The 14,254-nt window shown below is 42.5% G+C and carries 13 protein-coding genes; all 13 read left to right on the top strand.

What is annotated here, in order from left to right:
• The first annotated feature begins 103 nt into the window (after positions 1-103).
• The 13 genes from U5O15_05105 (at position 104) to nadD (ending at position 14,252) form a co-directional block, all read left to right on the top strand.
• Positions 104-1,117 (top strand): DUF4837 family protein, encoded by a 1,014-nt coding sequence (locus tag U5O15_05105; protein ID MDZ7860031.1) that lies wholly within the window; start codon positions 104-106, stop codon positions 1,115-1,117.
• 97 nt (positions 1,118-1,214) lie between these two features.
• A complete protein-coding gene (locus U5O15_05100) occupies positions 1,215-2,177 on the top strand; it encodes a tetratricopeptide repeat protein (GenBank protein MDZ7860030.1) in 963 nt (320 codons plus the stop codon).
• Positions 2,178-2,205: 28 nt separating this feature from the next.
• Positions 2,206-2,763 carry an elongation factor P gene (efp, locus tag U5O15_05095; protein ID MDZ7860029.1) on the top strand — a complete coding sequence of 186 codons (558 nt, stop codon included), beginning with the start codon at positions 2,206-2,208 and terminating at the stop codon, positions 2,761-2,763.
• Between the two features lie 9 nt (positions 2,764-2,772).
• The gene (gene accB / locus U5O15_05090) at positions 2,773-3,261 is read left to right on the top strand and encodes an acetyl-CoA carboxylase biotin carboxyl carrier protein (GenBank protein MDZ7860028.1); all 489 of its coding nucleotides are present in this window, start codon (positions 2,773-2,775) and stop codon (positions 3,259-3,261) included.
• Positions 3,262-3,443: 182 nt separating this feature from the next.
• The gene (locus U5O15_05085; protein MDZ7860027.1) at positions 3,444-4,580 is read left to right on the top strand and encodes a type IV pilus twitching motility protein PilT; all 1,137 of its coding nucleotides are present in this window, start codon (positions 3,444-3,446) and stop codon (positions 4,578-4,580) included.
• A gap of 5 nt (positions 4,581-4,585) precedes the next feature.
• Positions 4,586-5,929 (top strand): acetyl-CoA carboxylase biotin carboxylase subunit, encoded by a 1,344-nt coding sequence (gene accC, locus U5O15_05080; GenBank protein MDZ7860026.1) that lies wholly within the window; start codon positions 4,586-4,588, stop codon positions 5,927-5,929.
• Between the two features lie 507 nt (positions 5,930-6,436).
• Complete coding sequence (gene thiE, locus U5O15_05075; protein MDZ7860025.1) at positions 6,437-7,495, top strand: thiamine phosphate synthase; 1,059 nt, start codon at positions 6,437-6,439, stop codon at positions 7,493-7,495.
• A 159-nt stretch (positions 7,496-7,654) separates the two neighbouring features.
• Entirely contained in the window at positions 7,655-9,796 is a 2,142-nt protein-coding gene (locus tag U5O15_05070) for a DNA translocase FtsK 4TM domain-containing protein (GenBank protein MDZ7860024.1), read from the top strand.
• On the top strand, positions 9,780-11,135 hold the full coding sequence (gene rimO, locus U5O15_05065; GenBank protein ID MDZ7860023.1) for a 30S ribosomal protein S12 methylthiotransferase RimO: 1,356 nt from the start codon (positions 9,780-9,782) through the stop codon (positions 11,133-11,135). Before U5O15_05070 ends, rimO begins: the two co-directional genes overlap by 17 nt.
• Before the next feature lie 150 nt (positions 11,136-11,285).
• Positions 11,286-11,981, top strand: a complete 696-nt coding sequence (locus tag U5O15_05060) for a hypothetical protein (GenBank protein MDZ7860022.1) — start codon at positions 11,286-11,288, stop codon at positions 11,979-11,981.
• 7 nt (positions 11,982-11,988) lie between these two features.
• Positions 11,989-12,903: a tetratricopeptide repeat protein gene (locus U5O15_05055; protein MDZ7860021.1), complete on the top strand. Its 915-nt coding sequence runs from the start codon at positions 11,989-11,991 to the stop codon at positions 12,901-12,903.
• A complete protein-coding gene (gene bamD / locus U5O15_05050; GenBank protein MDZ7860020.1) occupies positions 12,887-13,669 on the top strand; it encodes an outer membrane protein assembly factor BamD in 783 nt (260 codons plus the stop codon). Before U5O15_05055 ends, bamD begins: the two co-directional genes overlap by 17 nt.
• A complete protein-coding gene (nadD, locus tag U5O15_05045) occupies positions 13,659-14,252 on the top strand; it encodes a nicotinate-nucleotide adenylyltransferase (GenBank protein MDZ7860019.1) in 594 nt (197 codons plus the stop codon). The genes bamD and nadD overlap by 11 nt, the downstream gene beginning before the upstream one ends.
• Positions 14,253-14,254 lie beyond the last annotated feature (2 nt).

The raw sequence follows: 14,254 nt of genomic DNA, 5'->3' as shown, positions 1-14,254 counted from the left end.
GCCTTCTATCATAATTACTTCCTGAAAAAGCATGAAAAAGTGTAGGGTATAATTATCTTGCAACAGAGTTCGATTGCCTTTATTCTACAGCAAGGAGGCAATTGTGAATAAAAAAACGTTTATTCTTATCTTTATAACCGGATTAGCATTAAATTTATCATGCCAGAGGAGCACCTCTTATCCACCCGCCGGTTCATACGGTGATATAGTTCTGGTGACAGAGTCCGGAACTCCTGGCGGCATAAATGACGATATTATCCGTACACTTCAGCATAAAGTCGATTACTATTCGAGAACTGAACTTCAATTTAAATTAAGGATGATACGCGCTGCCGACATCAGTGATGAACCGGCAACTAAGAATATGGTTATATACGGGGTGGTACGTTCCGGAATGACCGGAGACCTTATCGAAAATTTTATCGGTACCGCGGCAGTCAGAAAGGTTCTGGAGGGGAAAGATTTTATTTTTAAAAAGAGTGATTATCCTGTTACGGGACAGCTTACAGTTATTGTGACGGCTCCCACAAGAGGTAAACTCGCTGAGATTGCCCGGAAGAATGGAGCTGTTATAAGAGGGATTATTGAAAAGGAAAACAGAAAGAGGCTAAGGCGTTACCTCTTGAAGAAGGAAAAAAAAGATGTGGAAAATAATCTAAGGATAAAATACGGATTTAATATAGGGGTTTCCTTCCTTTACGATTTGAATCAGGATCGGCCTGATCTGCCGGGTGTTGAGTTGGTCAGGAAAATGCCGCACAGGGGGATAACGATTTCCTGGCAGAAATGGGATAACAAAAGACTTACGATAGCTGATTCGCTCAAACTTTATAATATTAGAGCGGTAATGGCATGGCATATGTACAATAAGGATGTCATGCGGAAAGATATAGTCAGTTTTAGAAATGAGCAGCTCGGTCCTTACGAAGCAGTTGTAATGGAGGGATATTGGGAAAAGAAGGATGAGCTTTATGGAGGGCCGTTCAGATGTTTCTTTATTTGCAACCGGCAGAAAACCCGATTGTGGATCATCGACCTGCTTGTATACGCGCCCGGCTTTAAGAAACACAGATTACTTAGAGAATTGCATGCAATCGCGGAAACATTCAGGTATTAATAGATTTTGATTGATTGAAATTCAGGCGGAACTTGACTTATTTTATAAACTCTGATATTTTTCCGCTGATTCATGATTGAAGAAGGAATATAAGGATATGACTGGCGAATTGAACGAAAAATTTCAGAACCTGCTCGACAGGTTTAATCAGTCCCCTGAATCGCGAATATTTGCCCCTCTTGCCGACGCATACAGGAAGAGAGGGGATGTTGAGAAAGCAATCGCGATTTGCGAGAAAGGTTTAAGGAGATTTCCCGATTATGCCAGCGCGAGGGTTATTCTCGGGAAATGTTATTACGACAATGGAGCAAGCGAAAGGTCTAAAACTGAATTTGAAAGGGTACTAGAGATTGACCCTGAAAATATGGTCGCTCTGAAATTTCTGGGTGACATTTTCTCCGGTGAAAATAAAAAGGAAAAAGCCGCGGAGTATTACGGAGAATTTTTATCTATAGATCCAACAAACAGCGAAGTAAAGAGGCTTCTTGATCATTTGACAGAAAAGTTTACCCCAAAGCCGATAGACCTTGATGAAGATGAAAGTATTGAACTTAGCGGGAAGGTAACCGAACCGGCAACTATGACACTTGCAGGTATATACGCCGCTCAGGGATATTACTCGAGAGCAATGAATATCTACCGGGGAATTCTCGATAAAGATCCCAATAATGAGGAAGCCCTGAAAATGGTAGATAAACTCAAAAAACTTGAGTTATCTAAAGAGAGTGAAAGAAAAAAGGCCTTCGATGATGATACTATGACGATATCCTTAGACGACATAGACGGTGATATCACTGAAAATACATCCGGCGGGGGCGCAAAGAGAGGTAGCCTTGAGAATAATAAGGAGAATGAAGAGGCAGGTTCTATCGATAACGAGCCCCTTGATGCAGATGAGGAATCGGGACTTAGAGATTCTGCTTCCCCTATCGCAGAAAGCTTAGAAGATGAGGATAAGCCCAAAAATGATGAGTCTGAAGAGAATGACAGATATAAAAACAAGGATGACTTTATAGGATGGCTGAATAGAATGAAGAATAAAAAGGATTCTGAAGGATAATTACTGTAAAATTGGAAAGGAACGGATTTTGGCTGATACGAGTAATTTTAGAAATGGCTTGGTGATGAGGCTTGACGGGAAGCTCTGTTCGATTGTTGAATTTCAACACGTTAAGCCGGGAAAGGGACCGGCTTTTGTAAGGACGAAGTTAAAAGAGATACCTGACGGAGCTGTTATTGACAAGACATTCAGGTCCGGCGAGAAGATAGAAGAGGTTAGGGTGGAAAAACACAAATATCAGTTTCTGTACGAAAAAAACGATCTGTATAATGTGATGGACCTTGAAACTTACGCTCAGATCTCTCTTCCGGGATCCCTTCTCGAGAAAGAATTGCCTTATCTTAAGGAGAATCTCGAAATATCGATATTATTTGATGATACTGAACCTATAGCCGTTGAACTTCCGATATTCGTTCATCTCAAAGTCTCTGAAACCGAACCCGGTCTTAAAGGAGACACTGCTCAGGGAGGTTCTAAAAACGCCACTCTTGAAACAGGTCTCACTGTAAGTGTTCCCCTTTTCATAGAACAGGGCGATATTTTGAAGATTGACACAAGGTCCGGGAAATATATAGAAAGAGTATAGGTACCGCTTATGTATGAAAAAAAGTTAAAGAAACTTCTAGCGATTCTCAAAGAGGAGAATCTTGATGAAATAGAGGTCAAGTCTCTATTCTCAAGCGTCAGGGTTGCGAGGAGAAAAGCAGTTCCCGGTGTTATCCGCCAGAAGCCGTATTCAGGGGACGTTACCGGCACCGGTCAGCTCCCTGAGAGAGAAGAGGGCGTTTCCCCTGACAGTCCTTCCACTTTGAATGCTAAAGATTCTGAATCAAAAGATAAAGATACAGAAACAATCTTTTCACCCATGGTTGGAACATATTACGGCGCTTCAGCACCCGAAAAAGATCCCCTTGTGTCTGTGGGAAAAAGGGTAAAAAAGGGTGATGTAATCTGTATTATTGAAGCTATGAAGCTTATGAATGAGATTGAGGCTGAGTCAGACTGCATTATAAGGAAAATTCTGGCGGAAGACTCTCAACCTGTTGAGTATGGACAGCCCCTTTTCCACATCCAGCCCATTTAGATATTTCATGGGGACAATCTATCATTTCTCATCTAATCGGCTTAAAAATTGCATTTGAGTAATAAAAGCCGTTCGTCTTTAAATATAGAATCTTCTATACGTATGTTGTTTCTATAACTGCTTGATTATGCCGGACTTAAAAAACGTAAGCATCAAAGCAGAATTATTTGGAAGGTATTAAAATGAAAATTAAAGATATCCTTGAATCCGTTATAACGAGTAAAGCTTCAGATCTTCATATCAAAGCCGGAATTCCGCCCGTTATAAGGGTTGACGGGAAACTCAGGAGAATGGATTATCAGAGTCCAACTACAGCTGATATGGAGAATATCGCGAGTCAGATATTAACACCACATCAGAAGAAGATGTTCATGGAAGAAAAGGAAGTGGATTTCGCGTTTGGAGTACCTGGTTTAGCAAGGTTCAGGGCGAATTTTTATGTTCAGCGGGGTTCTATAGCCATGGTGTTTAGACATGTCCCCGTAAAGATTATGAGTACGGAAGAATTGAAGCTGCCTGAAATTGTAAAGAAGCTTTCACATCGAAAAAGAGGGCTTATTTTTGTAACCGGGACTGTAGGGAGCGGCAAGTCAACTACACTGGCCGCGATGGTAAAAGAGATAAACGATACAACGAGTAAGAATGTGATAACAATTGAGGATCCGATTGAATTTTTGCACCATGATAAACGAAGTATGATAAATCAGCGGGAAATAGGTAATGACACAAAATCATTTCATGAGGCATTGAGGCATATTCTCCGTCAGGATCCGGACATAATTCTTGTCGGAGAAATAAGAGACGCGGTCACAATGGAGATAGCACTTAAAGCGGCCGACACAGGACATCTCGTGTTGAGCACACTTCATACTATCGACGCGACACAGACTATCAACAGGGTTATATCCTTTTTTCCGCTTCACCAGCATCAGGAAATACGTTTCCTGTTGGCTACAACACTTCAGGCTGTTATATCACAAAGACTTATTCCAATTAAGGGGCATAGCGGAAGAGCGCCGGCAGTGGAAGTAATGATTGTCACGGCGGCTGTCAGGGATTATATTAGAGATCAGGAGAAAACACAGTTGATAAACCAGGCTATTAAAGAAGGAGTGTCTTCTTACGGAATGCAGTCATTTGATCAGTCCCTGATGAAGTTGCTGACAGAAGGTGTTATAGAGAAAGAGCAAGCTCTCAAGAATAGTTCGAACAGTCATGAATTTGAACTTAGATTGAAGGGTGTTAAGTCGTCAAGCGACAAATCCTGGGATCATTTTGAAGAAACTGAATCTGTGAGTGATTCTCCAGGAGAGTTGTAAGCTGAATGTTTGAAAAAGTTCTTGTCGCCGCACGCGGTGAAATTGCCTTGAGAATTATACGCGCGTGCAGAGAATTGGATGTCAAAACAGTTGCTGTGCATTCGGTTGCTGATGTTGATTCTCTGCATGTTAAATTAGCTGATGAAGATGTAAGTATAGGTCCCGCGCCTTCCGAGAAGAGTTATCTCAATATTCCGGCAATAATAGCAGCTGCCGAGATTACGAATGCTGACGCTGTCCATCCCGGATACGGGTTTCTGTCTGAGAATCCCGATTTTGCGGAAATATGTATGTCATGCGGCATAGGCTGGATAGGGCCTCCTCCGGAGCTGATGAAAAAGATGGGGGACAAGTCACTCGCGAGAGAACTTATGAAGGAAGCTGGGTTGCCTGTTATACCGGGAAGTAAGGGAGAGGTGGAAAGCGCGGATAAAGCCGTGAAGATCTGTGATGATATAGGGTATCCGGTAATGGTTAAAGCAGTTGCAGGTGGAGGGGGAAGAGGTATCAGGATTATAAGAAACGCTCAGCAGATTGCTGAAAATTTCCATACAGCTACCGTTGAGGCGAAAGGTTCCTTTGGTTACGGGGGATTGTATATTGAAAAATATCTCGAGAATCCCAGACATATAGAAGTACAGATTCTTGGTGACGGCAAGGGCGGTGTAATTATATTCGGAGAGCGTGAGTGCAGTATCCAGAGAAGACACCAGAAACTGTTGGAGGAATCACCGTCTCCGGGATTAAATGACCTAATGAGAGAGAAACTTTCCGGTTTCGCGGTCAGGGGAGCGGAGTATATAAAGTACGGTTCACTTGGCACTGTTGAATTTCTTGTCGATTCAAAGGACAATGTTTATTTTCTCGAGATGAATACAAGGGTACAGGTGGAACACCCGGTCACGGAAATGGTCACTAATGTGGATTTGATAAGAGAACAGATACGGCAGGCTTTCACCGGAAAGCTTCTCATTTCACAGGATGACGTTCATATAGAGGGATGGGCTATAGAATGCAGGATAAACGCGGAGGATCCAGACAGGAATTTCATTCCTGTTCCCGGAAAGATCACATTCTTTCATCCTCCGGGCGGCCCCGGAGTACGCGTTGATTCCCATATCTATACCGGATATGTCATACCCCCCAATTACGATTCCCTTCTGGCCAAGGTAATAGTTTGGGGAAGTAACAGGGAGAAGGCGCGTAAAAGGATGATAGGAGCGCTTGATGAATTTATTATCGAGGGTGTGCCGACGACAATTTCATTCCTTGAGGAAATTATGAGAAACAAGGACTTCGCGGAAGGGAAATTCGATACGACATTCCTTGATAAAATGAAGATTGATTAGGTAACAGAGTCCCCTCCCCAAAACAAGAAAGCTTTCTCAGAGAAGGAAGTGGGTCATGATCTCTCTTCCTATTCCCGCTTAACAGCCACAGTGATTGGAGTTCCCTCTGAAAATTAGGCAAGTATTGTAATAACATTGCGAGATACAATCAGTTATCAGGATTGGTAAGTGGAATAGGGCTTTCATTGCTGATGAGTGCGGCTGATTGATATTTTCAAAACCCTCGCCGAGTGGCGAGCGGGCAAGGATTTCTGACCCGAAGGGGCAGAAAGAGCGAGCCCGAGGCGCAGAGCGTACGATTTACTCGCCGGGGAAATCGACCACGATTTTGAAAATATCAATCAGCCGCATACTGTTACAAATCATCGACTACCTTATGGGTTATAAAAATTGGGGAAACTCCACCCACAGTGATCCTTGGAAAATCTTTCCACATGGTATATAATCACGAGCGGCAATGCTAGGAGCTTTAGTTTAAACCTCAGAGATGGCGATCGAAAGGCTTTGATGGCTGAACTGCAAGAGAAAGAAAAGAAAACATTAATCAGGATTCTAGACGCGAATGGTAACAGGTGCGCTGAGGGATTGAGGGTTATAGAGGAAATAGCAAGACTCGGGATGAATAACGCGCGTCTTGCCGGAGAGATAAAATCCCTCAGGCATAACGTGAGATTAAGCGTCAGCTGTCTTCTGGACAATTCAGTCAGGTGCAGAGACAGCGAAGGTGATGTGGGAAGAAAAGTCTCTTCCGCCGCGGAGTTGACCCGCCGTTCATTCGAAAGTGTTTTGAAAGCGAATTTCTTCAGAGCTGAAGAAAGTCTCAGGGTGATTGAGGAATTCTCAAAGCTTATCAAGCCGGAATCCGGGGTCGAATTTAAAGAATTCCGTTTCCGTGTTTACAGTCTTGAAAAGAGCTTCCTTAGCAAAGTAGAGCGATCTGCGGTGATTCCGAAGTCGCCGTTTCTTTACGCGATTATTGACCGTTCCCTTGTGCCGGCGCCGAAGATTAAAGAAACGGCAGCCGCTCTCTGTTCTGAAGGTGCTGATATTATTCAGTACAGAGCAAAAGATTTTACGCAAGAGGAAAAATTTGCCGATCTTTCAGTTATTCTATTTGAGACCTGTAATTATGATATTCCTGTTATTGTAAATGATGATCCATACCTCGCCGCTGAGTGCGGGGCGGACGGAGTACACCTGGGAAGTTCTGACCCGGACCCCGCTGAAGCTAGAGAAATCTTAGGCCCGGGTTCTATTATAGGTCTTACTATTCACTCTATCGAGGAGATGAAAGCAGGGGCTTTGGGTCTGGTAAATTATGTAGCAGTAGGATCAATATTTTCTTCAGCAACTAAGAGGGATGTTTTTGTTAAAGGAACGAAACTTATCAGTAAAGTCAAAGAGATAACAGACCTTCCTTTAGTTGCTATAGGGGGCATTTCTCCAGAAAATACAGAATCTGTTTTTGATTCCGGGGCGGACGGTATCGCGGTAATATCATCTTTACTAAAAGGAGATATCGCGAAAAATTGCTTTACCTTTCGCCAAATCATTGATAAAAGATGATATGGGTATAAATGCCCTTATGTGATATTTTGAGCAAAACCCGAATTAACAGTTCCAGCTGGGCGTGATAAACGCTCCAAATAAATTATGTAGCATTTGGGAAAATTCTTTTCGAGTGAGCCAAGGGTTTTAACTTATCAGCAGATTATATTATTGATAATGAAAGATAAAAGAAAAATATACAGAGGGATATTACTTGTAATATCCGCCGTTTTTACCGCTTTCGCGCTTGCGTCTTTCGAGGGTGATGAATGGGGTATGTTCTGGGCCGCTGATAAGAATCTGTGCGGTCCGGCGGGGGTGTATATAGGCGGAAGTCTAAGAAAGCTCTTTGGATTGGTTTTCTCCTGGGTGGTTCCTGTCCTTTTGGCTTATTGGGGTTATCTTTCTCTCATCAACCGGAAATTAACCGAGGGACACATAAAAGTACTGCGTACTTTTGTTTTTCTCTTTGTTGCATCTTGTTTGTGTGTCTGGGCGGGGCTGCAGCAGGGTGGAGGTTTAATTACACGCTGGGCGGTAGAATTGCTCGAAAAGCTGACGGGGAGAGTGGGATCCGCGCTTATTCTAGCGGCGTCCTTTCTCTTGAGCGCGGTTTTTCTTTTCTTCGGCTCGCTGAAGCTCTTTAAAGAAAAGTTATCCGGCAGGAAGAAGATAACCAAGAACAAGGAAAAAAAGAGACCAAAGGCAGGAAAAGAACGGAAAAATAATCTTTTCGGGATAGCAAAAAAATTGGAAAAGAATAATAAGGCGAAGCGTAAATCGGAACCAAAGATCGACGTTCCAAAATCCGCAGTCAGGGATAAAAAGAAAAAGAACGCGAATAAGAGCGTGAGAGAACCGTCGGCTGAGATAACAGCCGCGGATCATGCTCCTCTTCCCGGGCTTGATATATTGACAGATTACAATCAATCGGACATTTCTCACAGCAGGGAGGACCTGCTGGCAAGATCAGATATTATTGAGTCAAAGTTGGCCGATTTTGGTATTAAGGGAGATGTTAAGCAGGTAAGGCCGGGGCCGGTTGTAACTACTTTTGAATTCGTTCCCGCGCCCGGTATTCGCGTTAGTCAGATAGCGAACAGAGCGGATGACATTTCACTCGCAATGGCCGCGAGAGCGATAAGGATTCAAGCTCCGATACCGGGGAAGGGCGCCGTGGGAATTGAGATACCTAACGCGAATCCGCAGACGGTAATGATAAGAGAAATGCTTGAGCATTATCCCCCCGGCAGTAAGGGACTTGTAATTGCTCTCGGCAAAACCGCTACAGGGGAGCCATATTACGCTGACCTTGCCGATATGCCCCACCTTCTTATCGCGGGTGCTACGGGGAGTGGAAAGAGCGTTTGTATTAATTCGATTATAACCAGCCTTCTATTCAACCATACGCCTGCTACATGCAGATTTATTCTGATTGATCCTAAACGGCTCGAGCTTATAACTTATAAAAATATTCCTCATCTTCTGCATTCCGTTATTAACGAAGCTAAGGATAGTATAAGGGTAATGAACTGGCTTACAATCGAGATGGAAAGAAGGTATAAGCTTCTCGCGAAATACGGCGTTAAAAACATAGCGGGATTTAACGAATTTGTAGAAAAGGAAAAGCCTGTATCTCAGGAAACCGAAGAGAAAGTAAATATTCTTCCCTATTATGTGACTATAATTGATGAGCTTGCCGATATTATGATTTCAACGGGCAATGAGATTTATCCTTCAATTACACGCCTGTCGCAAATGGCGCGAGCTGTAGGCATACATCTTATTTTTGCCACACAACGTCCCTCTGTGGATATTGTCACAGGCCTGATAAAGGCGAATTTCCCTTCGAGAATTGCATTTCAGGTTACATCTAAGACAGATTCGCGAACAATACTTGACTCAAACGGTGCTGAGAAACTTCTGGGAAATGGAGATATGCTTTATCTGCCGAAGAATCTTCCCGCGCCGGTTAGACTTCAGGGGTCTTATATATCTGAGAAGGACGCAAGGAAGACAGCTGATTACTGGAGACATTTTCAAGGGGACAATGAAAAAATAGATCTCGCAGAGATTAGAAATAAAAATGAAGTTGGTATTACCGATTGTGATGATGAATTGTTTGATGAAGCAAGAGAACTTGTAATTACACACCAGCAGGGCTCTATTTCTCTTATACAGAGGCGTTTGAGGGTTGGTTACGCGAGAGCTGCCAGATTGATTGATATGCTTGAACAGTCAGGTGTTGTGGGACCATTCGAAGGCAGTAAGGCGAGAAAAGTTCTTGTAACGAGGGAAGAGTATGAGGAAAAGGGATAAATCTTCTTATATTCCCACATTTCACTTTATAAATCTAGGATGTCCCAAGAATATCGTAGATGCTCAACGTGTAGCGGACAGACTTGAAATCGCGGGATTCGAGGAGGAGAAGGAAGTTGAGAAGGCCGATCTGATTGTACTTACGACCTGCGCGTTTATTGAAGCGGCCGAGGAGGAATCAGTTGATGAGATTCTCAGGATAGGTATGGCTAAAGGTGAAAAACAGGTTTTCGCTGTACTGGGATGTCTCGTTTCCAGAGAGGGCGATAAGCTCCTTGATCTTTTCAGTGAGGTAGATATTTTTCTTTCCGCTTCAGAGATGGTAAGACTGCCGGAAAAACTGGCCGAAGAGGGGCTGATAGAGGGGCCGGACCTTCAAGCTCTTAACCTGCAGGATGGGCTGATTCTAAATAAATTGTTTACACCGCGTCATATCGCCTACCTTAAAATTTCTGACGGATGTTCAAATAATTGTTCCTATTGTTTGATTCCTTCTATCAGAGGACCGCTTTCCAGCCGAAAAAAGGATGATATACTAAGTGAAGCTTCCAGGCTGAGTCAGAAAGGAGTTAGAGAGCTTGTTGTGATAGCTCAGGATACCGGTGTATGGGGAAAGGACTTAGAAGGTGATTCAGGCTTGTGCGGTCTTCTTGAAGACCTCTCCTCAGCGGTAAGCTCAGAATGGATCAGGCTGATGTATCTTCATCCCGGTCATGTGGATGTTGATGAATTATTGAGAATTTATTCTGAAGGGAAAATATTGCCTTATCTTGATATTCCTATTCAGCATGTTTCCGGCAGGATTCTATCTGCGATGGGAAGAGGGTATGGGAAAGATTATCTAATGAGACTATTCAGCCGTCTCAAGTCGGAAGTGGATAATCTGGTGATCAGGACAACAGTTATGGTTGGATTCCCGGGAGAAAATGAAGATGATTTCGAAGAACTTGTAGAATTCTTAGAAAGGTTTGAAATTGATCATGTTGGCGTATTCGTGTATTCAGCTGAAGAAGGAACCAAAGCATTAAACTACCAGGGCGCTGTAAACATTAAGACAGCTGAAGAAAGAAAAAACATTATCGATGATATTCAAATGGATATTTCTAACGATCATCTCGCTGAGAGAACAGGTGCTGTCGAGCGTGTACTGGTTGATGAAATAATCGATCCAGACTTACGTCCGCGAGAAGGGGTTTGGGGGCAGGGCAGGTTTTACGGCCAGGCGTATGAAATCGATGGAGTGGTTTTTCTGTCAGGTAAATACGCCGAACCCGGTGAATTTGCTGAAGTTCGTATTGATAAAGCTGAGGCGTACGACCTTTTTGGCGGGATACTTTAATAAGACCTGAGTCTATTTATTGACGTATTTGTATCAATCTCCTAAAGTAGGCGTGCGTCATATTTTTATTGACATTTTAGTGTGGATATCGATTATAAAAGATGTTAAGTTACACAAGTAATCGTATACAATATGTGATGGAGGTTAAGTGTGAGGATATTTAGAAAATATGGTAAAACACAGAAGATTATAGATATTCTTGTTATAATATTTCTCTTCTGTTCCCTTTCAGCTTCAAGCGCTCCACAGAAAACAGGCGAGCAGATACAGTCTAATTTTGATTTACTCAAGAATCTTTCCGGCAGGGCTTTAGATGAAATACTCGATAATATGCCACCTATTGGTAATGAAAAACGAGTTGCTTTCATTAAAAGCAGAGGTGTTGGTGAAATTGATTTTGTTTTCGATAACGTTCTTCTTAAACAAACAGCCGACGAGGGGATAAATGTATCGAGGGAAAAGGCGAGTGAGTCCGACACCGCTCTAGCTGTTCAGCCTGATTATGAATTTAATTATCAGATAATTGAAATGTCGCTGACATATCCGGAGATAAACAGAAGCTGGTGGATAGGCGCTAAAGAAGTGGAAAGATATGCCAATTTACATCTCTTTGTTCAACTTATTGACAATCGGTCCGGAGATATAATATGGATTGGTGAGACAGAAAAGAAATTTGATGATGTAATTCCATATTCATCTCTTGATAAGGTGGAAAATGAAACTTACAGTTTTACAAAACCTGAAAGAGACGAATTCTCAGTGGGCAAATTAATACAGCCGGTTATCGTAACCGGTATTGTAAGCGGTCTGGTTTATCTCTTTTTCTCCAATCAATCCGATGAGTAGCACGGGTATGGTGCGTAATATTATTTTCAATCTGACATTGCCGGCGTTGTTGACCTCTCTTCTGTTTGTTTCATGCGGGCAGGATTCCGTTATCGAAAAGGTAGAGAGAGAGTATAAAGATAAAAACTATAAACAGGTTGTTTTTCTAGTCAGGCATCACCTCAGAAGGGGCGGCGGGAGAGATCCGAAATTATTACTTTTCGGCGCCGAGTCTCTTCTCAGACTCGGAGTTGAGAGTGAAGCCGAAGAGTATTTCAGTGAAATTTACAAAGCCGATTCTACCTGGGGGGCTGAAATTGCTTCGATCCTTCAGGATAAAGCCATTAAGTATATGGATGAAGGATTAATTACAAGCGGAAGAAGGTTTATTGTCCAAGCCGTAAGTTATAATCCAAATATTACTTTTGGTGAATATGATCTCGAAGCGGGAAAATTCCTGATGGAGGAAAGGAAATTTGATGAAGCGATAGGCTTCTTGAAGAGATATCACAGCAGTTACGCGGATTCGTCGGGCTCGGCAGAAGCTATGCTTAACCTCGGATTTGCGTATAAAGAGACTGGACGAAATGGAAAAGCGATCGATATATTCAGGGCTCTCATCAACAAATATCCCGCAAGCCGTTTTGTTTCCACCGCGCGCTGGAATTATGAAATTCTTTCAATTGAACTGGCCGAAAAAGCTATAAAATCGGGTGAATTTGAGGAAGCAAAAAATATACTGATCTTAATGAAGGATTCTTCCGCCAACACGCTTAATCTCGTTCGAGCTAATTTCATGCTGGGAGAGGTGTTCGCGAGCCAGAAGTTTATCAAGAAAGCAATCGATTCTTATAAAGAAGTATTAAATCTTAATTTAGGATCGAGCGGAAGATATTCCGAGAGAGCAAAAGAAAGGATTGAGGAACTTGAAGAATTACGTTGATTACAAGTTTAAATATTGCTTTATAATTTCAGTATTTCTTTTCACTATTTCGTGTGGCGGGCCGTACAAGGCGGTAAAATTAAACCAACCGACCAGAAAGCTTGAAATCGCGGACGAACTGTTCGAAAAGGGGGAGTATAATAACGCCGCTCTCGAATTTAAGGATTACTTGACAACATTTGCCGGCGACGAACGCTGTGATTACGCTCAGTTTAAAGTAGCCGAGTGTTATAGAATGAACGAAGAATATCCTCTTGCTTCTGTGGAGTACAGGGTTCTTATCAATGATTATGGATACAGCGAGTACGTAGATGACGCCTTTTACCTGGAGGGTTTGTGTTTTTTCAAGCAGTCGAAAAGGGTTGAAAGGGATCAGACAAAGACATTTGAAGCTAAAAGCAGAATAGAGCGTTTTATGCGCCTCTTTCCCAATAGTCCTAAAAGGGATGAAGCAAAAGCGCTTCTTAAAAAAATTAACACAAAACTTGCCAAAAAGAAGTTTATGAGCGCTAAGCTCTATTATTCGCTGGGGCATTATGACGCGGCATTACTGTATTTAGATAAGACCGCCAGCACGTACGGGGGCACAATTCCCGGGGTGAAAAGCCATTATTTTATGGGAAGGATTTTTGAAAAAAGAGATCAAAAGGAAAAAGCTATTGATGAATATAAAAAGGTAACCTCGTTCGGTATAGATATTGATGAAAAACGTTATGCCGAAAAGCATCTTAAAAGATTACTTGCTGAGGAAACAGATGGCTATTAGAGAGAAAATAGGTTTATTCGGAGGATCTTTCGACCCAATTCATACCGGCCATATGATCCTCGCTCAAAGAGCTATGGATTTCGTTTCTTTGGATCGAGTTTATTTTATACCTACAGCAAACCCCCCTCATAAGAACAACGAGGCTCTCAGTGATTATAAATTACGGAAAGAAATGGTCCAGCTCGCGATAAAAGACAACAAGAAATTTGAAATATCTCTTTTTGAGGAAAGAGAGGAAATCTCTTTTACATATCAATCCGTGCTCTTTTTCAAAGAAAAGGGATACAGTCAGGATCAATTGCATCTGCTTATAGGAAGCGATTCGCTTGCTGACATCCCCGGCTGGAAAAATCCCGAGGTAATTTATGATAACACAACTATTGTATCTATGCCGCGTCCGGGCCATTCAGCCGAGCGTGTTGCTGAGGACGCGGCGCTTATCGTACTTACATCGGGGCGGAATACAATATCTTCAAGTGAAATAAGAAGATTGGTCAGCAAAGGCGATTCGGTACGTTATCTTGTACCGAGGGAAGTTGAGCTTTTTATAAAAAGGAACTCTTTATACAAGCATGGGCGATAATG

The sequence above is a fragment of the Candidatus Krumholzibacteriota bacterium genome, from assembly GCA_034520215.1.
In the GTDB taxonomy this organism is placed as follows: domain Bacteria; phylum Krumholzibacteriota; class Krumholzibacteriia; order Krumholzibacteriales; family WJIX01; genus JAGHBT01.
This window is presented reverse-complemented; position numbering and strand designations above follow the sequence as displayed.